The 20,777-nt window shown below is 28.5% G+C and carries 22 protein-coding genes; 10 read left to right on the forward strand and 12 right to left on the reverse strand.

Translation table 11 applies throughout. The features are described from left to right. Positions 1-2,067, reverse strand: coding sequence for a CHASE2 domain-containing protein (locus LNAT_RS01270; protein ID WP_096258120.1), 2,067 nt, complete (start codon positions 2,065-2,067; stop codon positions 1-3). 61 nt (positions 2,068-2,128) lie between these two features. Here LNAT_RS01270 and LNAT_RS01275 point away from each other — a divergent pair, with 61 nt between their 5' ends. Continuing rightward, on the forward strand, positions 2,129-3,172 hold the full coding sequence (locus LNAT_RS01275; RefSeq protein WP_096258121.1) for a hypothetical protein: 1,044 nt from the start codon (positions 2,129-2,131) through the stop codon (positions 3,170-3,172). A 9-nt stretch (positions 3,173-3,181) separates the two neighbouring features. Continuing rightward, entirely contained in the window at positions 3,182-4,162 is a 981-nt protein-coding gene (locus tag LNAT_RS01280) for a FecR family protein (RefSeq protein WP_096258122.1), read from the forward strand. 50 nt (positions 4,163-4,212) lie between these two features. Here the strand turns inward: LNAT_RS01280 and rpsU are convergent, their stop codons facing one another. Both rpsU and LNAT_RS01290 read right to left on the reverse strand, forming a co-directional pair. Then, complete coding sequence (gene rpsU / locus LNAT_RS01285) at positions 4,213-4,425, reverse strand: 30S ribosomal protein S21 (RefSeq protein WP_096258123.1); 213 nt, start codon at positions 4,423-4,425, stop codon at positions 4,213-4,215. A gap of 41 nt (positions 4,426-4,466) precedes the next feature. Then, a complete protein-coding gene (locus LNAT_RS01290; RefSeq protein WP_096258124.1) occupies positions 4,467-5,339 on the reverse strand; it encodes an AEC family transporter in 873 nt (290 codons plus the stop codon). A 116-nt stretch (positions 5,340-5,455) separates the two neighbouring features. Between LNAT_RS01290 and LNAT_RS01295 the strand changes: the two genes are divergently transcribed. Genes LNAT_RS01295 through LNAT_RS01325 form a run of 7 tightly spaced genes read left to right on the forward strand, consistent with a single transcriptional unit; the run spans position 5,456 to position 14,087 of the window. Further along, positions 5,456-7,093, forward strand: coding sequence for a CTP synthase (locus LNAT_RS01295; RefSeq protein WP_096258125.1), 1,638 nt, complete (start codon positions 5,456-5,458; stop codon positions 7,091-7,093). After that, positions 7,075-8,682 carry a single-stranded-DNA-specific exonuclease RecJ gene (locus LNAT_RS01300; RefSeq protein WP_238593956.1) on the forward strand — a complete coding sequence of 536 codons (1,608 nt, stop codon included), beginning with the start codon at positions 7,075-7,077 and terminating at the stop codon, positions 8,680-8,682. Before LNAT_RS01295 ends, LNAT_RS01300 begins: the two co-directional genes overlap by 19 nt. Continuing rightward, positions 8,679-9,143: a Crp/Fnr family transcriptional regulator gene (locus LNAT_RS01305; protein WP_096258126.1), complete on the forward strand. Its 465-nt coding sequence runs from the start codon at positions 8,679-8,681 to the stop codon at positions 9,141-9,143. Before LNAT_RS01300 ends, LNAT_RS01305 begins: the two co-directional genes overlap by 4 nt. Then, a complete protein-coding gene (locus LNAT_RS01310; RefSeq protein WP_096258127.1) occupies positions 9,136-10,440 on the forward strand; it encodes an APC family permease in 1,305 nt (434 codons plus the stop codon). The genes LNAT_RS01305 and LNAT_RS01310 overlap by 8 nt, the downstream gene beginning before the upstream one ends. Next, positions 10,418-11,131, forward strand: a complete 714-nt coding sequence (locus tag LNAT_RS01315) for a tRNA (5-methylaminomethyl-2-thiouridine)(34)-methyltransferase MnmD (RefSeq protein ID WP_238593957.1) — start codon at positions 10,418-10,420, stop codon at positions 11,129-11,131. Before LNAT_RS01310 ends, LNAT_RS01315 begins: the two co-directional genes overlap by 23 nt. Further along, a complete protein-coding gene (locus LNAT_RS01320) occupies positions 11,131-12,051 on the forward strand; it encodes a cytochrome-c peroxidase (protein ID WP_096258129.1) in 921 nt (306 codons plus the stop codon). Before LNAT_RS01315 ends, LNAT_RS01320 begins: the two co-directional genes overlap by 1 nt. Continuing rightward, positions 12,048-14,087 (forward strand): EAL domain-containing protein, encoded by a 2,040-nt coding sequence (locus LNAT_RS01325; RefSeq protein WP_096258130.1) that lies wholly within the window; start codon positions 12,048-12,050, stop codon positions 14,085-14,087. Before LNAT_RS01320 ends, LNAT_RS01325 begins: the two co-directional genes overlap by 4 nt. A 134-nt stretch (positions 14,088-14,221) precedes the next feature. Here LNAT_RS01325 and LNAT_RS01330 read toward each other — a convergent pair whose 3' ends face one another. The 9 genes from LNAT_RS01330 to LNAT_RS01370 all read right to left on the reverse strand — a co-directional run bounded on the left by LNAT_RS01330 (position 14,222) and on the right by LNAT_RS01370 (position 19,588). Beyond that, positions 14,222-14,548: a YraN family protein gene (locus LNAT_RS01330; protein ID WP_096258131.1), complete on the reverse strand. Its 327-nt coding sequence runs from the start codon at positions 14,546-14,548 to the stop codon at positions 14,222-14,224. Further along, positions 14,532-14,924 (reverse strand): acyl-CoA thioesterase, encoded by a 393-nt coding sequence (locus LNAT_RS01335; protein ID WP_096258132.1) that lies wholly within the window; start codon positions 14,922-14,924, stop codon positions 14,532-14,534. The genes LNAT_RS01330 and LNAT_RS01335 overlap by 17 nt, the downstream gene beginning before the upstream one ends. Then, on the reverse strand, positions 14,914-15,498 hold the full coding sequence (locus LNAT_RS01340; protein ID WP_238593958.1) for a hypothetical protein: 585 nt from the start codon (positions 15,496-15,498) through the stop codon (positions 14,914-14,916). Before LNAT_RS01340 ends, LNAT_RS01335 begins: the two co-directional genes overlap by 11 nt. Then, positions 15,495-16,001, reverse strand: coding sequence for a FlxA-like family protein (locus LNAT_RS01345; RefSeq protein WP_096258133.1), 507 nt, complete (start codon positions 15,999-16,001; stop codon positions 15,495-15,497). Before LNAT_RS01345 ends, LNAT_RS01340 begins: the two co-directional genes overlap by 4 nt. Beyond that, the gene (locus LNAT_RS01350) at positions 15,994-16,857 is read right to left on the reverse strand and encodes a hypothetical protein (protein ID WP_096258134.1); all 864 of its coding nucleotides are present in this window, start codon (positions 16,855-16,857) and stop codon (positions 15,994-15,996) included. The genes LNAT_RS01345 and LNAT_RS01350 overlap by 8 nt, the downstream gene beginning before the upstream one ends. Continuing rightward, entirely contained in the window at positions 16,848-17,678 is an 831-nt protein-coding gene (locus LNAT_RS01355) for a tyrosine-type recombinase/integrase (RefSeq protein WP_238593959.1), read from the reverse strand. The genes LNAT_RS01350 and LNAT_RS01355 overlap by 10 nt, the downstream gene beginning before the upstream one ends. Then, positions 17,626-18,000 carry a hypothetical protein gene (locus tag LNAT_RS01360; RefSeq protein WP_096258136.1) on the reverse strand — a complete coding sequence of 125 codons (375 nt, stop codon included), beginning with the start codon at positions 17,998-18,000 and terminating at the stop codon, positions 17,626-17,628. The genes LNAT_RS01355 and LNAT_RS01360 overlap by 53 nt, the downstream gene beginning before the upstream one ends. 80 nt (positions 18,001-18,080) lie before the next feature. Then, a complete protein-coding gene (gene miaB / locus LNAT_RS01365) occupies positions 18,081-19,349 on the reverse strand; it encodes a tRNA (N6-isopentenyl adenosine(37)-C2)-methylthiotransferase MiaB (RefSeq protein WP_096258137.1) in 1,269 nt (422 codons plus the stop codon). Positions 19,350-19,357: 8 nt separating this feature from the next. Then, the gene (locus LNAT_RS01370) at positions 19,358-19,588 is read right to left on the reverse strand and encodes an HP0268 family nuclease (RefSeq protein ID WP_096258138.1); all 231 of its coding nucleotides are present in this window, start codon (positions 19,586-19,588) and stop codon (positions 19,358-19,360) included. A 109-nt stretch (positions 19,589-19,697) separates the two neighbouring features. Between LNAT_RS01370 and nusA the strand changes: the two genes are divergently transcribed. Further along, on the forward strand, positions 19,698-20,771 hold the full coding sequence (nusA, locus tag LNAT_RS01375) for a transcription termination factor NusA (RefSeq protein ID WP_096258139.1): 1,074 nt from the start codon (positions 19,698-19,700) through the stop codon (positions 20,769-20,771). Positions 20,772-20,777 lie beyond the last annotated feature (6 nt).

Below are 20,777 nucleotides of genomic sequence, written 5' to 3' on the forward strand. Positions count from 1 at the left end.
TTATTTTGTTGTAAATTTATATATTCCGTTAAATGTTTTTGGAGGATTTTTTATATATTCTTCACATCTTTTAATATAAAGCATATAAATATAATCTTTGTTGTGTTTATATAATTTTTCAAAAATTTTTTTTGCTTCTTTAAATTTGGCATTTTTATATAAATATAAAGCTTTGTTATATTCATTAAAATCTTTTTTACCAAAATCTATTACTTCATAAATTGTAATAGGTTCGTTTTTCCCTTTTACATAAACTGTATCTAGTTCTCTTATTGTATAATCTTTCTTTAGCTTTTTTTTTGTAAATTCAGAAATGATTATATGTGAATGATAAAATTTATTTAATCCTTCAAGTCTGCTTGCTAAATTAACACTGTCTCCTATAATTGTATAATCAGCCCTACCTTTTGAACCCATTTCACCTATTGTTGCAATTCCAGTATTAATACCTATTCCTATATCAATGTTTACTTTAAATGTTTCATAAATTTTTTTATTTATTTTTTTGAGAAATTTAATCTGTTTTATTGCACAGCTTACAGCTTTATCTTCATGGTTTAAAACATTTTTTGGAGCATTCCAGTATGCCATTATGGCATCGCCTATAAATTTATCAATAGTACCTTCGTGTTTTATTATTAAATTTGCCATGGGAGTGAAATATTCATTTAACATTTCAATAACTTTTTTAGGATCTTTCAAGGTTTCAGAAATTGTTGTGAAACTTCTTATGTCACTAAAATATATGGTTATTTCTTTTTCTTTTGGGGCTAAGATATCTGTTGGGTTTTGTAAAAGTTCTTCCATTACATTAGGGGATACTTTTTTTGCAAAAGCATTTTTAATAAGCAGTGAATTTTTATATTCGAAAAAATAATTTATTGTTGTTAAGACAAACGAAGTTATAACTATAGAAAACAGAGGATAAAATGTATTTAAAACAATCAAATGTTTTCTAAACAGATAATATTCCCCATAATATATTAGGGCAATTAATATTATTATTGCGGTAATTGCTTTTATAGCCGAAAATCTGTAAATAATGAAAGCACTTAAAATAGTAACTATTAAAATTATAGCAATATTTATTATTTCTTTATTTTCAGGTTTGGATAAAATATCGTTTTTTAATAAGTTATCAAGTAATGTCGCCTGAATTTCAACTCCCGGAAATACACTTTCATACGGAGTTGCCCTTAAATCAAACAGACCAGCCGAGGTGGTTCCTATGATTACGAATTTATTTTTAACTAAATTTTTGTTAAAAGTATTGTTATAAACATCCAATGCCGAAATATAATTAAATTTCCCTCTTTTCCCCCTGTAATTTATAAAAACTCTTCCGAATCTGTCTGTCTTTATCGTTTGGTTGTTGTCTAAGTGGATATTGTCAATTCCTACAGGGGTATAATTGATTGTGATTTTAGAAATACCTTGAGAGAGTCTATACATTTCAAAAGCTAGTGAGGGATAAAAATTATCATTATATTTTATTATAAGAGGCACATATCTTACTATTCCGTCATTATCTGGGACCATGTTTACAAATCCACTGCTGTATACACTTTTCTGAAGTCCAGGGATGTTTGCTAAATATCCCTGGGCTTCAGGTAGGAATTCTTTTTCAAAATTTCTTTGTATAAAAATAGCAGGAATATTAGGAAGAGTGTTTTTAGTAATGTTTTTATCAAAATAAAACATTAATCCTAAAATAGAGGGGGAGTTCTGCAGGGATTTTGCAAAAATATAGTCATTTTTTTTATTTCTGTCATGTTCGGGAAAGAAAATATCATAACCTATAATACCTACGCTTGCTTTTGTAAGATTTTTAACAATTTTAGCAATTATTTTTCTCTCCCATGGCCATTGGCCGAATTTTGATAAAGATTTTTCGTCTATATCCACTATTGTGACAAGATTTGAAGTAGGTTCATTCCCTTTTAAATAAAAAAAAGTATCTGTTATTTTTTTATTGAGGCTATCTAAAATAATAGGGTTTAGTAAGTATAGAAAAACAATAAGTACAGATATCATTATACTGATAATAAAAAAATATAATTTTTTCATTTACCTTCTTTTTGAGAGTATGATATAATATTCATATAATTTTAACATAAAAGGGGAAAGGGTGAAAATTTTTTATTTTCTCATATTTTTAATTATGTTAAATTTATATGCTTTTAACGGAATTGATTTTTATAAAAATGGTGAATACCAAAAAGCTGAAGATATTTTTATGGAATATCTTCAAGAGACAAATTCATCTGTAGCTAAAGCTTATCTGGCAAAAATATATTATAAGGAAGGTAAATATAAAAAATCAAAAAAATTTATAAATGAACTTTTAAAAAACAAATCTGTACCAATAAATATTAAAAAAGAACTTAAGGGTTTTCTTTTACTCATGCAGGGTAAAAAAAATATAATCCCTTTCGTGTCTCTTTCCGAAGAAATAATTTATGATACGAATGTAAATTGGGATATGGATAAAAAAGAAGATTTTGCGCATATTGAAGAATTTAGAGGCGGCGGAACGTATTCGAATGATAATTTAAAAATTTTTTCTTATTTTACACTTCAAAACAAGAGGTATTTTAAATACAGTAATCAGAATTATAAATTATTTAATCTATATACATATTTATATTATTATTCTTATATAAATACTAAATTAAAATTGGGATTTGAAAGAGAAATGGGAGATTCAAATTTTTATACAAGTGAACTTTATTTTTATAAAAGATTTAAAAATTATGAGATAGGACCTTTTACAATAGGGGAATATTATAATAACAATAATTTGAATTATAAAAATTTGGGAGGAGGTATAAGAATAGGATTTTCTAAAAAAAATTTTTTTACTAAGGTTTCTTTAATGTCATATTACAGCAATTACAATAAGAGAGATTTAGATAATCATAATTTTAAAATTGATATAAAGAATGTATTAAATTTTTCTAAATTTTATCTGTATATAAATTATTATTTTAATTATTCAAAATATAATGATTATATTAATAATTTCCATTATTTGGATTTTTCAGTTAACGGCAAAATCAATAAATATATTAATTATTCAATTGGAATTACCAAATATTATTCGATAATTAATAAATTCTGTTATAATGTTATGAAAAATGAAATATATACAAAAATAATCTGCAATTTTTAAGGAGAAGGGATGAGATTTTTATTAATTTTAGTGGCAATTTTTTTATACGCAAATATAGGGAATATCAAAGAAATTAAAGGCGGGGTAAAGGTTGTAAGAAATCATAAAACACTAAAAGCTTATGTCAATATGCCTATTGAAAAAAAGGATACTATTTATACATATAATAATTCTAAAGCAAAGATTATTTTTAAAGATAAAACCATAATTACATTAGGTAAAAATTCGGTTTTTAAAGTTGAAGATTATGTATATGGTAAAAAACCAAGGGCAAAATTCAGTTTTTTAAAAGGTGCTTTTGTAAGTGTAGACGGTAAAATAGCCAAAATCGCCCCTAAAAGATTTAAATTGAAAACTAAAAATGCTTCAATCGGAATCAGAGGAACGACTGTTTTTGGTGAAATATCTGATAAAAAAGATATTATAGGATGTACTCAGGGGTTGATTAGTGTATCAAAAAATGGGCAGGAAGTTTTAGTAAAACCGGGAGAAATGGTAAAAGTTTTTACCAATAAAATAACTTCTCCGGTGAAAATTCCTCAGAGTTATTTAAATAAATTGGTTAAAAAATTATCATTGAATAAAAAGGAAATAAAAAGTTTTTTTAAACAGATAAATATAAACAGACAAAATAAAGTAACATGGGGAGATTATATAATAGAAACTCCTGTTAAAAATAAAAATATCAATAATGATATCGATACACATGTTAACACCAGTCATTTTGTAGTGGAAAAGCAAAAAATTGAAATTAATAATAAAATTAATAATTCGGAAACTACAGATACAACAAATATTCCTATAAATAATTCAGCCGGTAATTTAGAATCTCCAACCATAATAAACACATATAATTCAAACAACGGCAATCACAACGGACAAGACGGTACAAACAACGGAAACCATAACGGACAGAGTGGATCAATGATGGATAATTTAATAAATAATGGAAGTTCTATGATGAATAATATGATGAATAATGGTCATTAATAGTTAAAATTTTTTAGTTATATAAGGAATTTATAAAGAAAGAAAGCAGATTATAATCTGCTTTCGTAACGTCTAAGCATCCAAAGTTTTCTAAGGATTTTTTTACGAGTCGCAATTTTTTCTTTTTTGCGTCTTTCACTCGGAGGTTCGTAAAATCTTCTTTTTCTAACTTCAACTACAATTAGGTTTCTGTCAACCTGTCTTTTGAACTTTCTGTAAGCAGATTCGAAATCTTCTCCCGGATGTACTACGATTCCTGGCACTGCTCTCACCACCTTTCATTTATTTTTGAGGTGTTATTATATCAAAATAATAAATATTTATAAAGAGGTAAAATAATAAAAGCAAATAAAATACCAAGACCAACTGCAGAAATTGCCAAATCTTCCCTTAGTTTCGCCTCCATTGCCAGTACGGATGCCATTACCATGGGCGGCATTGCACTTTCTGTAAACGTCACCTGAAATGCAGGGTTCTTGATATCAAAAAATAGATAAATAATAAAATAAATACCAAGTGGTACTAAAAACATTTTAATAAAAAGTACAACTGAAGCCAGTTTTATATTTTTTTTTACATCCAAAAAACTGAATCTCATTCCTATGGCGAGTGTTACCAGAAATATTAGGGAATCTCCTATAGGTTTTAAAAATTCCAGGTTCAAATGGAAATTTCTCAAAAAAATTGCAAATAAAAGGGCTAAAAAAGGGGGAAATTTAAATATATCTTTTATCATGTTTTTTATATTTATACTTTTTTCACTCCCATACGCCACAAATATGCTTCCAAATACTATTAAACCAAAAAACATCATCTGGTCAAAAAATATTGCCCATATCAAATTTTTTTCTCCGAACAGACTTACAACCATTGGAAAACCCAAAAATGATGTGTTTCCGAGGCTTGATGTTAAAAGTGCAGCGGCAGTGGTTTTTCTGTCAAACTTTAATAATTTTGAAATTATAAATCCGAATGTCGTTCCGATTAATATAGACATAAATGAAAGAAAAAATATTTTAAAAATTTCATTTGAGGAATTTAAATAATATATTTTGTAAATAATTAAAGCCGGAAAAGAGATAAAAATGACAATATCAATTAAAGGTTTTGAATAATCGTTTTTGAATGTTTTAAAAATATATCCAGCAATAAAAATAATAAGTACAGATATCAGCAACTTTATCCTTTTTTTTGGAATTATAATTAATAAAATTAAGAAAATTTACATTTTACATTTTGCATTTTACATTTTTCCTTGTGATAGTTGGTATAATTTCATTAAAAAGGTGCTTTATGGCTAAATACATTTTTGTAACAGGAGGAGTGCTCAGTTCTCTTGGAAAAGGTATAACTTCGGCTTCTATCGCAACACTTCTTCAACACAGCGGTTTTAAGGTTTCCATGGTAAAAATCGACCCTTATTTGAATGTGGATCCAGGAACTATGAGTCCTTTTGAGCACGGTGAAGTGTTTGTAACCGAAGACGGGGCTGAAACTGACCTTGATATAGGTAATTATGAGAGGTTTTTAAATAAAAATTTAAGTAAAAAAAACAATTTCACAACAGGACAGGTTTATTTAAGTGTTATTGAAAAAGAAAGAAGAGGGGATTATTTGGGAAAAACTGTTCAGATTATTCCTCATATTACAGATGAAATTAAAAAAAGAATAAAAGATGTTGCAAAAGAAACTGATATTGTAGTGGTTGAGCTTGGCGGGACTGTCGGGGATATAGAAGGACTCCCGTTTTTAGAAGCTGTAAGACAGCTTAAACAGGAAGTCGGTAAAAATAACGCAATGTTTGTACATGTAACACTCATTCCTTATATTAAAGCGGCGGGTGAGCTTAAGACAAAACCGACTCAGCATAGCGTTCAGGAGCTTAGACGTATAGGTATTACCCCACATATACTTGTATGCAGAAGCGAAAAGCCACTTCCGAAATCTCTCAAAGAAAAACTTTCAAACGCTACAGATGTGGACAGGGATGCCGTTATTGAAGCTGTGGACGCCCCTACAATTTATCAAGTGCCTTTAAATTTTTTAAATCAGGATATTTTAAAACCTATTGCCGAGCAGCTTGATTTAGGAGAACTGCATCCTGATATGAGTGAATGGAACTATCTTGTTAAAAAAATAATTTCCCCTCAGAAAAGTGTAAAAATAGCATTTGTAGGAAAATATTTAAAATTAAAAGAGAGTTACAAATCTTTAATAGAAGCCCTTATTCACAGCGGAGCCCATCTTGATATGAGAGTGGATATTGAATGGATTGATTCTGAAGAACTTGAAAAATTAAGCGAAGAGGAAATGGAAGAGAGATTTAATGAAGTTAGCGGTATATTGGTACCGGGGGGATTTGGTGAAAGGGGAGTTGAAGGAAAACTAAGAGCCATCAAATATGCAAGGGAGAATAAAATTCCTTATCTTGGAATCTGTCTTGGAATGCAGCTGGCTGTTATAGAATTTGCAAGAAACGTGCTTAATCTTAAATATGCAAATTCTCAGGAATTTGACCCTGATACAACGGAACCTGTTGTATATTTAATTGATGAGTTTATTGATGCAAACGGACAAAAACAGATAAGAACCCACAAAACCCCGCTTGGCGGGACTATGAGACTCGGGGGGTATGAGTGTCTGATTAAAAAAGGTACAAAATTATACGACGCATATAAAAGTGATAAAGTAATAGAAAGACACCGTCACAGATATGAGGTTAATAACGCTTATGAAAAACAATTGGAAGATAACGGAATGATAATAAGCGGAAAAAGTAAAGAAGGATTGATTGAAGCAGTTGAGCTTAAAGATCATCCTTGGTTTGTCGGTGTTCAGTTTCACCCTGAATTTACAAATAAATTAAAATCTCCAAATAAAGTAATAATGAGCTTTGTTGAAAATGCATACAAATGTCAAAAAAGCTGTTAAATAAGCAACTTATAAAAGAAATTCTCTCTTTACGAATTGAAGAAATAGATTCAATTAATATTCCCCATTTTTCCCTTCTTAATGATATAGATAAAGCTACAAAAAGAATAGTTGAAGCTGTTGAAAATAAGGAAAAAATTGTAATAGTTGGGGATTATGATGTTGACGGTGTCAGCAGTTCTGCAATTATGAAACTTTTTTTTGAAAAAATGGGAATTGATATAGAAATTGTAATTCCAAACAGATTCATCCACGGATATGGACTCACCCCCGCAATTTTAGAAGAAATTGAAGCTGATTTAATAATTACTGTCGATAACGGAATTACCTCTTTTGAAGCGGCTGAAATTTGTAAAATAAGAGGAATTGATTTAATAATTACGGACCACCACACACCTAAAATAAGTACAAAGTGTAAAATGAAAAGTGAAGAGTTAATGGAGGATGGAAAATGGGGAATGGAAAATGAAGGACTGGAATTTATATTGCCTGATGCGTATGCCATAATTAATCCAAAAACTTCACCAGATTTTCCTTTTAAAGAAATTTGCGGGGCCGAGGTTGCTTGGTATTTGTGTGCGGCAATTAAAAAAGAGATGAATTTAAAAATTGATTTAAGAGAGTTTTTAGATATTTTGGCAATTGCCATTATTGCAGATGTTATGCCCCTTACTCATATGAACAGAACCCTTGTAAATATGGGACTAAAAAGATTAAACAGAGCCCTTAGACCTTTTAGTGGGATTTTAGCTAGGGAATTTAAAGAGATAAATTCAGAGACAATTGCTTTTCAGATAGCCCCGAGGATTAATGCGGCGGGCAGAATGGAGAGTGCATACGTGGCATATAATTTTTTGGTAAGTAAAAACGAAGAAGAGGCTTTCAGGTATTATTTGGAGCTTGATAGGCTGAATAATTTAAGAAAAGAAACAGAAAAAGAAATATTTGAGTCAATTGAAATTAAAGACGATGATTTCATCCTCTCTTTTGGGGATTACCATGAAGGGGTTGTGGGGATTATTGCAAGCAGACTTGTGCATAAATATAAAAAACCGGCAATTGTGTTTTCCAAAAAAGATAATATTCTTAAAGGCAGCGGCAGGAGCCTTGGAAATATTGATATATTTTCTCTTATTAGTGAATGTGAAGAGCTGCTTGAAGGTTTTGGCGGTCATAAAATGGCCTGCGGGTTAACAATAAAAAAGGAAAATTTTGAAAAATTAAAAACGGCTTTGAATGAGAAAATTAAAAAATACGGTAAAGATGATTTTTTTATAGAAGATTTTGTATTGGGTGAACTTCCTTTTAGTGAAATAGATTTGGAATTACTTGATATTATAAAATCTTTTGAGCCTTTCGGGGAGGCAAATCCAAAACCCAAATTTATTTCCTCGGCCAAAATAGAACATGTCCAGAATCTGAAAGACAATCATTATAAACTTATTTTAAATCAAAACGGTTATTTTCTGCCGGCAGTAATTTTCAGATATGACGGGGATTTTGACGAGAAAATAACTTTTAAATTTAGTTTGAGTGAGAACAACTATTATTCAAGGGAAATTCAATTAATAATAGAGGAGATATTATGAAAAGTCACCCTATTTTTAAAACACTAAGCGAAGAGGAGTTTGAAACTATAAAAGATTTTTTTAGGGAAAAAACTTTTAAAGCGGGAGAAATTATTGTAAAAGAGGGTGAATATTCCGAAAGGGCTTTTATTTTAAAAGAAGGTGAGGTCAGTGTAATAAAAGAAACAATTTATAAAAACGATTATATTATTACTGATATAAAAGCAGGTGGAGAGGAATTCTTCGGAGAGGTTAATCTGATTGACAGAGGTCTTGTTACTTCTACTATTAAAGCGAAAACAGATATAAAAATTTATGAAATAACCCATAATGATTTTATATCAATTCTTGATATGTATCCTGTAATAGGTTCTAAAATGCTTTGGATAATCTCTTATAACCTTACAAAACATTTAAGAAAAGCGGACAGGGATATAATAACTTTATATAATGCTTTTGTTGAGGTTGTGGAGAATGACTAAAGCTTTGGGATTTAAAGAACTGCTTGCAATCGGTATAGGCGGAATGATAGGGGGTGGTATATTTACCATTCTTGGTATTTCTGTTTCAGTTGCCGGATTTTTAGCTCCTTTTGCAATAGCCCTTGGAGGAATTATTGCTTTATTTGCAGGATATGCATATGTTAAACTAGGAGTTTATTATAAGGATGAGGGGGCTACATACGCATTTTTTAAAAGAACCTTTTCTAATTCACATTTGGCTGCGGCTATAATAGGATGGTATACAGTATTCGGATATATCTCCACTATTGCTTTGTATGCCTATACATTTTCATCTTACTCCATAAGTCTTTTCAGTTTTGGTGAAAATGAATTAATCAGAAAAATAATAGCAATTTTGATAGTCTGGGTATTTGCCGCAATAAATCTATGGAGTGTCAGGGGAATGGGTGAAGTTGAAGATTTTATTGTTTATTTGAAACTTTTTATTTTAATTATTATTTCCCTTATTTTATTTTGTTTTTCAAAATATGATTTTCATTCTTTTATAACTGTTTTAAGCAGCGATTTCAAAAATACTCCTTTTTTGAACATACTGATGGTTTCATCTGTTACATTTGTGGCATACGAAGGCTTTCAGTTAATAATTAACGGTGTTAAAGATATGGAAGAACCGGATAAAAATATTCCAAAAGCTATATATTCAGCTATTTTTATTGTTTGTTTAATTTATTTTGTTATCGCATTAGCTAGTGTAATTGCTATTGAGAAATACGACTTAATAAGAAATAAAGAAGCTGCTCTTGCAGTAGGTATGAAATCGATTGTCGGGGAATGGGGTGGAGTTTTGGTGATTTTCAGTGCAGTTTTGGCAACTTCTAGTGCCATTAATTCTACACTTTTTGGTTCATCACGTCAGCTTGCAAGAATAGCGGACGACGGGTATATGCCAAAAATTTTAAGTTTTAGAAAAGGGACAATTCCGACATACGCCATTATTACAATGGCTTTTGTTGCAAGTTTGCTTATAATTATAGGCAGTTTAAGGCTTATTTTGGAATTTGGAAGTATTACATTTTTACTTGTTTCTTTTTTAATGTCTTTAGCCAATTTTAAAATAAGGGACAAAACCAATTCTTCATTAAAAGTAACAATAATTTCAATGGTCGGACTGTTGATAGGCGGGGTTTTTATATTTTATTATGAATATAAAATAAATCGGATCGAGCTTGTTTTTGTGTTTTCATTATATATAATTATCGGGATTTTAGCGTTTTTTTATGCAAGGAGAAAGATTGCAGAAAATTCAAACAAATGACGGAAGTTTTACATTAAAAAGTGAAAAATATAATGAATGTTACCATTCAAGCGAAGGGGCTGTAAGAGAGAGTTTATACAAGCATATTTATCCCTCTTTTAGTGTAATTAAAAAAAAAGAAATTAATATACTGGATATCTGTTTCGGGCTTGGGTATAACACATTTTTGAGCGTTTTAAACAGGCCAAAGGGGGTAAAACTCAATCTGTTTTCACCTGAAATGGATGAAAGTTTGGTTAGAAATTTAAAAAAATTCCCTTATCCCGAAGAGTTTGAAAAAATCAGGCATATTATAAAAAAAGTGAGTAAAAATTTTTATTATGAGGACGAATGGATAAAAATTGAACTGTTTATAGGTGATGCAAGGGAGTATATAAAAAAACTTAAAAATATTGATATTGTTTATCAGGATGCATTTTCACCAAAAGTTAATAAAGAATTATGGACAATGGAATATTTTACACAGATAAAAAAAATATTAAATAAAAATGGTATAATAACTACATACAGTGTGGCCACACCTGTAAGGTGTGCTTTGTATAAACTCGGGTTTAAATTATATACCCATAATACAGATAAAATAAGAAAAGGCACCATTGCATCTTTTGCCGATTTGCCTTTTAAAAAAGTGGATTTTGAGGAAAAACTAAGAAGGGTTGATTGTTATTATTACAAAGATGAAAGGGTTTAATGAAAAAGTTTTTAATAATTTTTTTAACTGTTTTTATCAACGCCCAGCTTTTAAAACCGATTCCTGAAAATGTTGCATATAGTAAACAAAAAGCGCTTCTTGGCAAAAAACTTTTTTTTGACACCAGACTTTCCATCGACAATAAAATTTCTTGTGCAAGCTGTCATAATGTTTATAAAGGCGGGGATGACAATAGACAATTCAGCGTAGGGGTAAACGGATGTGTGGATAAACCCATGAATTCCCCTACGGTATTTAATTCTGTATTCAATATTTCTTTTTTTTGGAATGGGAGAGCGCCGAGTCTTAAAATTCAGGCAGAAGAAGCCAATCAGGACTCTTGTGAAATGGGAATGAAACCGGATATTTTGGAAAAAAGACTTAATGAAATAGATGAATATAAAAACCTCTTTAAAAAAATTTACGGGGTTGATTATATTAAATATGATTTGGTTTTTGATGCAATTGCAGAGTTTGAAAAGACTTTAATTACACCTAACTCTAAATTTGATTTATATTTAAAAGGAAAGGCCAAACTTTCAAAAAAAGAAAAAGAAGGGTTTTTGCTTTTTAAAAGATACGGTTGTATAACTTGTCATAATGGAATAAATTTTGGAGGAAATTCATATCAGAAAATAGGGGCGGTTATTGAGGCTTATAAAATGCCAAGAGGACGTGACAGATATGAAATTACCAAAAATTGCGATGATAAATATGTGTATAAAGTCCCGACTTTAAGAAATATTGCCCTAACTTATCCTTATTTCCATGATGGCAGTGTAAAAACCCTTGACAAGGCAGTAAAACTTATGGGATATTATAATTTGGGACTTTATTTAAGTGATGATGATATAGATAAAATAGTTGCCTTTTTAAAAACGCTTACGGGTAAAAAACCAAAAATACTGGATGAGAGATGAAAAAATTTGTAAGATTTAAATTTACTTCAAAACAGATAATTGTAGCAACAATTGGTTTAATTATATTAGTAGTTATATATTTTTTTAATAATTATGCAAAAAATTATTTGATAAAGACAAATGAAATTAATTCTCTAATATTGGAAATTGAAAAAGAAGAATATAATTTGAATTATCATGTACTGAGAAATTCTTTTTTCCTTTATTCAAGTTTTGATGAAACGGCCCAGTCAATCAGAGACATACAGAAAAAATTAAAAATATTAAAAGAAAAATTGGCAAAATTTGAACCCGGTATGTTAAAGTATTTTCGGGATTATAAAAAAGAAATAGATAAAAAAATTGAATATGTCTATGAATTTCAAAAAATAAATGCTCCTGTTAAAAATTCCACTATATTTTTAATAAATTTATTATCTACCCTGCCTGAATTGCATTTTCCTTTAAAATATAAAAAGAAAGCGGTTAATGCAATTTCTTCTGTATATTTGGCAAAATTTACCAATGATATTAGTTTAATAAAAAATATAGATTTAAATTATTTTAAAAATTTAAAATTTAAAAACAAAGATTTAAATATTTTTAATCGGTCTTTGATATTAAATTTGGAAGTTGTTAAAAACAATTTAAAAAAATATAATTTCTATTTAAATGAAATTTTGAGTAATTCAAGTTTAATTAAGCTGAAAACTTTAAAACAAACATTTTTAAATATCACAAACAATGTAATAAAATCATTTGTAATTATAGGTTATATCGGTATAGGGTTTTTAATTTTAACAGTTGCAGGTCTTATTATTTTGATAGGTATGGTAGAAAAAGACAAAGATATTTTTAAAGAACTGGCGTATATTGACAATGTTACCGGTTTATACAATATAAATAAATTTTTGGAAGATGAAAATTATTTTAATGTAATTTTACTTTTAAATATAGAAAAATTTAGAAATATAAATGAATTATACGGTAGGGAAGCCGGGGATAAAGTTTTAAAAGAGGTTGCTGATTACTTAAAAAATTTGAATATAAACAGTTACAGGATAGTTGCGGATAATTTTGCTATTTTGCTTAACTCTAAAGAAGATGCAAAGAATATTTTAAATAAAATTTTTAAGGAATTTGATGAAATTTATTATTATATAGATAAAAATTTAAAATTTCAGATTTCTTTTAACGCAGCTATCAGTGATATGAAACCTCTTTTAAAAACAGCTGAAATTGCAATGCATCATATAAAGAAAAATAAAAGAGTAAGAGTTATCAAATATATTCCGAAACTGGATAATTCAAAAGAAATAGAGGAAAATATTAAAAAATCAACCATTCTTTCAGAAGCTATAAGTGAAGATAAAATAATCCCTTATTTTCAGCCTATTGTGGATGTAAAAACGGGTGAAATTGTTAAATATGAAGTATTGGCAAGAATTGACAATAAAGGTAAAATTGAATCAATTTTTCCGTATCTGGAAATTGCAAAAGAAAACAGGGTTTATAAAGAGATTACAAAAACTGTTATTACTAAATCTTTCAATATATTTTACGGTAAAAATATCCCTTTTTCCATCAATTTGTCAATAGAAGATATTTTGGATGTGGACATTATATGTTTTTTAAAAAATAAATTAAAAGAATATAAGGGGATTGAAAAATATTTAACATTTGAAATTCTTGAGAGTGAAGCTATAAAAGATTACAAACAGATTGAAAAATTTGTAAAATTGATGAAAATGAAAGATATAGAATTTGCAATAGATGATTTTGGAAGCGGATATTCAAATTTTACACATATTGTTAATCTGGATATTGATTATATTAAAATAGACGGAAGTTTGATAAAAAATATAAACAAAGACAGGGTTTCAAAAGAAATTGTAGAATTGATTTCTTTATTTGCAAAAAGGGAAAATATAAAAACTATTGCAGAATTTGTCCATAATAAAGAGGTTTTTGATATTCTCAAAAAACTGGGAATAGATTGTGCACAGGGATTTTATTTGTATGAGCCGCTTCCTGGGCCGATTTTTAATAAAAATTAATTTAACATAAATTTGACAAATTTGACATTTATTTTATAAATTTAACAAAAAATTAATATTTTTTAATTATAATTCTAATCCCCCCTTTTTCATCCTTTCTCCTTTTTTAATTAAAAGGTTGCCCCTTTTGGGGCTTAAAATGTTATATTTTCAATAAATTCAATATCATCTTTTACAATAACAGCATCCACACAAAAAGCTGAGTTTATATTATTCTTTTTTAAATAAACATAGGCCGATTTAATTATTCTGTTTAATTTAGATGATGTAATATTATAAATCGGTTCAAAGTTTTTACCGCTTTTAACTTCTATAAAATGAAACACCCCGTTTTTAAAAGCTATAATATCAATTTCTCCAAATTTTGTGTAAAAATTTCTTTTTATTATTTTAAATTTTTTGCTTTTTAAATATTGAACAGCTTCATTTTCGGCGATGTTTCCTTTATTCCTTGTATTCATATAGAAGCTTTAAATGATTTTCAGGTATTTTAGATGGTTTTCCATTTTTAAGATATGCAAGTGTCACTTTCATTTCAAATATTTTTTTATCGTTTTTATAAATGGATTGTATAGCTTCTACTTTTACTTTACCTATTTCTGAAATTTTAGTTTCGATTTCTATAATATCGCCGAGTTTTGCACTGGAGATGAATTTGGCAACAATATCTTTTACTACGTATCCTTCATCTTTTTCAAAAAAAATATTTTTACTAAAAAATATTTCGCTCCTTGCTTCTTCACAAAAAGATATATAGTTTGTATGATAAACGATTCCCCCGGCATCTGTGTGTGAATAATAAATTCTTTTTTTATATTGCAACTTTTTATTTTCCATTTTTCATTTTCCATTTTTCATTAATTTTATAGTGTTCTATTTTAAAACTAAGTGCAATGCTTTCTTCTTTTTTTTCAAAATTTACAGGAAAATATGCTCTTATTACATACTTATAATTTTTTAAAGCGTCTATAAAATCATAAAAATCTTTAGGAGATTTTATAATGGCATCCAGCATATACGAAGTTTTAATAAAATCGTCTTTATAAATACTTGAATTTATTTCTCTAATGTTTGTTATATTCATAAATTTAGATGCAAAATTTTTAAAATTATTTTTATTAAAATCTCTGTTTAAAGCAGATATAATTTTGCTGTTCATTTTTTGAAGTTTTTTAAGTTCTTCATTTTTTTGTAGATAATGGTTTTTTAAAACATTAAATTCTGATTGGGTTTTGTAAAATTCATTTTGATATTTTTTAAATATCCTTATAGTTGGGGCTATAATTACCCCTATACTAAGAAGTGTTAAAAAAATGAAAAAAGTGAAAAACAGAAAATTTTTAACAATATCGATTCCATAAATTTTAATTGTCGGAAGTTTAAATGAAAAGTTTAATTTAGGCAGTTTCATTGAGGACTCTTTAAGTAATTTTCGGATTTAAACCTATACCATCCGTTTGGCATTAAATAGAAATAGGTATGGGTTTCATTAAAAATTGACTCAAGTGGAGGTAACATTAAAAAATTGTAAATATCTTTACTTGGTGTAATTCCATAGATAATTAATTTGTTTTTATCAAACTTGCAAGCATTAAGAGTAATAGGATCAGGTATTAGATCAAGTAAGTTATTAATACTTTGTTTAAGAACAGTGTTTTTTACCATAATATCTTCATATAAAGTTTTTTCTTTCAAAATAAAGTTTTTTTGATTTTCAATATTCTTTAACTGTTTATTTAAAGTTGATATTTGATTTTGATAATTTTTAATATCTTTTTTAAATAAATAAGCTTTTATGCCTAAAAAAAGAGCAAATAATAGATATAAGCTAAAAGAAATTGAAATAAATACAAGCCATAATTTTGTGTCTTCTTTAAACAAAGGTTTTGGTTTAGGTTTTGTAAAACTATACATTTTTCCTACTTATTTCATTTATGGTTTTTAATATATCTAAATTCTCTTTTTTTGATTCAATTAAAAGAGTGTCGTAAATTATTTTTGTAATATCCTCATTTAAAAAATCATTATCAAATATTATAATGTTTTCTATAAAATCGTCCGCAAAATTTTCATAATATTCTTCCAGAGAAGATTTTATAAAATTTATTACATCCATTTCAATACCCGTAGTGATTTTATTATCTTCAAAGTCTATTTCACTCTCATCTATGTTGTCTATATCATCAATTATATCATCTTCAATATTTTCTATAATGTTTTCGTTGTCTAGATTTTCTAATTCATTTTCGTCATTTTCTAACAATTCTTCTGCTTTTTCATAAATATCAGAAAAAATAGGTATGTTTTTATGATAAATTAAAATATAAAATTTTTCTTTTGTAATCAATATATACAATGTATTTATTTTTTTTGTTGCTTTGTAATCCATTAAGGCAAATATTGAATATATAAAATCTATATTTATTTTTTTTGCTTCCATCAAATCATACAAAGATGTATAAAAAGCATATTTGTTGTTAACACATATATATTTGATGTTTTCTGTTTCTATCCCATATTTTGCAAAATCTGTTTTTTGGCATGACGGGACGACCCCCTGATTTATTGTTTGAATAATGGTTGAGGTATATGTTTGGGGAATTTCTTCTGAGAGTTCTTTTATCTTTTTTATTAATCCTTTTTTTTCTTCAAATTCAAAACGGTTTTCTTCTAATAAATTATTATTTTTATATATTTCATATAATAATTTATAATTTTCATCATAATAACAGGAAATAAACTGTTGTTTAATAAATTTTTTTATGAACATAGCGGATGCGCTTTTAAATAGTTTTTTAATTTTAAACTGGAATTCAGTTTGGTATATATCTGAGTAGTTGATATGAATTCATGTCCTAAAAGCTCACTTACATCGTTTATTCTGGCACCCCTATCAAGCATATATGTGGCGAAGGAATGTCTTAGCTGATGCGGGGTTACATGAATACCGGCTTTTTTAAAGGCTTTTTGGATTATATATCTGAGTTTACTGCTTCCGATAGGAATACCGTCTTTTTCAAAAAGATAAGTTTTTTTGGAATTTATTTCAAGATATTTTTTTATAAATTCTTTAAGTTTCGGATGAAGAGGCAGGATTCTTGTTTTGTTTCCCTTACCTCTGATTTCTATCCAGTCGCCTTTAATGTCATTTAATTTTATATTTGCGGCTTCACTTATTCTAAGACCGAGTGAAAAAATGACCATAATTGCTAGATATTCATCCATTGTCGCCAGTTTCAGTGCTTCTTTGATTTTTTCGAAATTGACAGGTTTTGGCAGGGTTTTCGGGACTTTTATATGTTCATCGCCTATAATTTTATACTTAAACCCTTCCATTTGCAAAAATTCAAAAAAACTTCTAAGGGCTGAAATTTTTTTTGCTATTGTTTTTTTGTTAAGTTTTGCAATATGAAGTCTGTAAGGGGTAATGTCTATTTCATTATTGATAATTTCTATAAAATCTATAGCTTCTCTTAAAGTACTTTCGTATGTTCTTAATGTTTCTTCTGATTTGGTTTTTTCAATATATTTTAAAAATTTAGCCGCTTCTTTTTCCAAAAACTTCAACATATAGTTTTTTCCCTTTCTCATACATTTCTTTTGCCTTTATTTTAAGATTTTCCGGCAAAAGATGTGAAGGTGGTAATGTCTTATATTCTTCCATGATAATTTCAAGCATTATTTTTACTTTCTGTTTATCCTTTTTAGTAATCTTGTTTTTATTAGCTATTTGTTCTATTTCTTTAAAATATTTAATAGAATCGTTTATATAATTCTGCCACTGTTTTGCAATTTTTGACTGTGTATAAACGGTAAAAGCCATCCTGTTGTATGGGTCTAAAATATATGCTTTTTTTGCCAATTTTTCTGCTTTTTTATAATCGCCTGTTTCAAAAAAATATTTAGCTTCCATTGATAATCTGTATGAATCATTTAGCATATAATAAATAAAAACCGATATAATAATTATACCAAGAAATAAGAAAACTTTTTTTATATTATTTCTCCTATTAAATTATGATTAATAACTTCTTTTATTTTTACATTAACTATTTTACCTAAAAATTTTTTACTTGGGGCAATTTTAATTGTAAAATTGTTATTGCTTCTGGCAATTGTTTCTTCTTCAATAAGTGCTTTGTAAATTTTATTTTTTTTATTTTGATAAATTTCATCCTGAATTTTTTTATGCATGGATTGAAGTTTGTAAAGCCTTTTTTTTGCAACTTCTTTATCAACCTGATTTGGCATTTTTGCAGCTTCCGTTAAAGGTCTTGGTGAATATACAAAAGAAAACATCTGCTCAAATCTGACTTTCCTAACCACATCCAGAGTTTCGTTAAAGTCTTCTTCACTCTCACCCGGGAATCCAACGATAATATCGGTTGTAATTGAAACTTCCGGAATTTGGCGCAAAATTTCACATCTGTTTAGAAACCATTCTTTGGAATATCCCCTTTTCATGGCTTTAAGTATTCTGGTGCTTCCGCTCTGAAGTGGGAAATGTATATGTTTTGCAATTTTGGGATTGTTTGCAAATTCGTCCAAAAATTTGTCATCCGCATGAAGTGGATGAGGGGAAGTGAATCTTATAATTTCAATTCCGTCAATTCGACTGACTTCTTTTAATAAATCTGTAAAATCAACTTTTGGATGGGGAACGCTGAATCTTTTGCCGTAATTATTTACATTTTGTCCTAAAAGGGTTATTTCTTTAACGCCTTCATTTGCAAGTTGTTCAATTTGTTTTAAGATTAAATCCATAGGGATTGATATTTCTTTTCCCCTTGTTTTCGGAACTATACAAAAGCTGCATTTTTTGTCGCATCCCACCATTATGTTTACAAAATCCTTATAAGGGTTTTTTCTTGTGTTTTTGAACATATAAGTTGTATCGTCGTAATTTATATCTGTAAAAATATATTTTTCTTTGTTTACAGCCTCTTTTATTTTACTTACATTTCTCGCGCCTAAAACAAAACTTACATATGGTGCCCTTTTTAAAATATCTTCACCCATATGACTTGCAGTACAACCACAGACACCAAATTTTGCATTGGGGTTTATTTTTCTAAGGGCTCCAAGCTCGGAGAAGAGTTTGTTTACCGGTTTTTCCCTGACTGAGCAGGTGTTTAATATAATTAAATCAGCATTTTTTGGATTAGAGGTAATTTCATATTCGTCCGCCAGTTCGGCGATGATATGTTCGCTGTCTTTCACATTCATTTGACAGCCGAAAGTTTCTATAAATAATTTTTTCACTTATCGCCTTATAAAATATGCATTTCATACATGTAGCTGCCCTCGTCAAGAGCGTATTTTACTTCCCTGAAATATACGGAATATCCCATTTCAGTAAGTTTGTCTATTAAATCTTTTAAATTTTTGTAACTTGTGTCTTTATGAAAATAGTAAAATGAATTAGATTTTACATTTTTTAAAAACTCTTCCATTGAAATTTCTTTTGCATTGTGGTCGTTTTCTATTAATTTTAATGTCATTTCTATCCTTTTTACTATTATTTTATCAAAAAATTTTGTAAAATTATACCCAAGAAAACCTCATTTATTTTCTTCTCAAAAATAAAAAATCAATAAAAAAGGGTTATAAGTGGAAAAAGTAGAAGATTTATTATCGTTAGTTGCACACGAAAAAGGGCTTGATTTTGATGAAGTAAAAGATGCTTTTAAAAGAGCCGTAATTAAAACCGCTAAAAAATATATAGGTGATATTGATGTGGAGATTGAATTTAACAAAGGAAAACTTGGAATTTATCAGGTTTTTGAAGTTGTAAATGATGACAGAGCTTTGGAAAATCCCGAAAAATACCTGTATTTAGATGAAGCAAGGGATTTTGATGAAAATGTTCAGCTCGGGGATAAATTAAAAGTGGAACTTGATCTCTCCAAACTTGGAAGAAGCGGTGCGGCTATGCTTCAAAGAGAATTTGAAAGGGAAATTACAAGATTGCTTGAAAATGAAATTTACAGAAAACTTATCTCAAAACTTAATACAATTGTAACAGGTGAAGTTATAAAAGTTGACAGCGAAGAAAACACCTGGGTTGATTTAAACGGGGTTAAGGGTGTTCTTCCTATGAGAAACAGGATAAAAGGTGAAAGATTTGAAGTGGGGGATGTTATAAAAGCTCTTCTTAAATTTGTCCATTTTGACGATAAAAAAGGAATAATTATAGAGCTTAGCCGTACAAGTCCAAAGTTTTTGGAAAAACTTATAGAAAAGGCAGTACCGGAAGTGAGGGACGGTATTATTAAAATACACGGTAGTGCGAGAATTCCAGGAGTCAGAAGTAAAGTGGCGGTAAGTTCGCTTAATCCAAAAGTTGAACCAATCGGTACAATTATAGGTAAAAACGGGGTCAGAATCAATGCCGTAAGTAACGAATTAAACGGAGAAAACATTGATGTAATAGAATATTCCCCTAAACCTGAAATTTATATAGCAAGGGCGCTCTCTCCCGCAATAGTGAAAAATGTAAAAGTGGATGAAAAAAAAGGTGAGGCAACTGTTGAGGTTGATCCGGACCAAAAAGCAAAAGCCATAGGTAAAAATGGGGTTAATATAACTCTTGCTAGTATGCTTACAAAATATAAAATCAATCTTGAAGACGCAAAGGAAAAAACAAAAGACACATCAAAATTGGAAAGTTTGTTTAAAATTTAAGGGTTT

It is taken from the genome of Lebetimonas natsushimae (genome assembly GCF_002335445.1).
GTDB classification, from domain to species: Bacteria; Campylobacterota; Campylobacteria; order Campylobacterales; family Nautiliaceae; genus Lebetimonas; species Lebetimonas natsushimae.